The sequence below is a fragment of the Carboxylicivirga linearis genome (genome assembly GCF_018271995.1).
GTDB lineage: Bacteria > Bacteroidota > Bacteroidia > Bacteroidales > Marinilabiliaceae > Carboxylicivirga > Carboxylicivirga linearis.
In genome coordinates, this window is sequence record NZ_JAGUCO010000103.1 from 1 (window position 1) to 899 (window position 899).

Sequence of the window (899 nt, forward strand, 5' to 3'; positions counted from 1 at the left end):
AATTCAGATTTAAAAGATTTAGAAACCAAATACTTAGAACTACAAGCGGGGATTATCTCCGAAAAGGGGTATCAGAAAATCCCCGTTTTCGATAAGGCTTCCCAACAGGATTATATCGCTGAACGAACCGAAGAAATTCAGGAAGGAAAACAAGCCGAGATTACCAAGACCAAAACACAAAGCGAGAACCGCAAACGCTACCTGAACAACTTTTTCAAGTTCTTCAAAATCGGTCATGGCTATTTCTATCCGGCAGTAAGTTTTGAAACCGATAGCAGCGATAATTCATACTGCGTTTTTCTTGGTTTCGACATCAACCCAAAACGTAAGAATCCTTATGCTCCGTCATCGGTAAAACTTCGCTTTGCCATATCGGATAGTCGTAAATACATCGTTCTCCCGGCTTCGGGCGATACCGCCAAAGAAATTGAGCGTGTAATGAGCCGTAGTATGCAGCTTACAACAGGTCAAAAAGAAAGTTTGATTGAGCGTTGGGATGAAGCCATTAAAGACTTCACAGCAGACCGACAAATCCGTTACATCGTAACTGGAAATATCTTACAAGGCTCTGCGGACTTTTCGGGCAAGTTGGTAAGCTTTACAACCAAAGGCAGAGGCGTTCAGAAAGGCATTTTAATGAGTGAGGCATGGTCGCCCGACAATAACGATAATAAAGCAGACAACTACGTTGTTGCTCCAATCGCCAAACTGCAAAAGCACATTATGAGCCTTCGCAACGGGGCTACTATTGCGACCGAAAACAGGATTACAATAGCCAGGCATTATGATGGCACTTTTAAGGTCATCATGCCTAAAACCAAAACACATATCCCCATTTACACCGATAAAGAAGTGGTAAAGCTCCTGGTTAATAATCGGGATGGTTTTGAAATGGTATC

Annotated in this window: 1 protein-coding gene; it reads left to right on the top strand. The window is 42.5% G+C overall.

What is annotated here, in order from left to right:
• Nucleotides 1-899, top strand: an 899-nt coding sequence (locus KEM10_RS23825; protein ID WP_212220904.1) for a hypothetical protein, incomplete at both ends; no start/stop codon positions are given.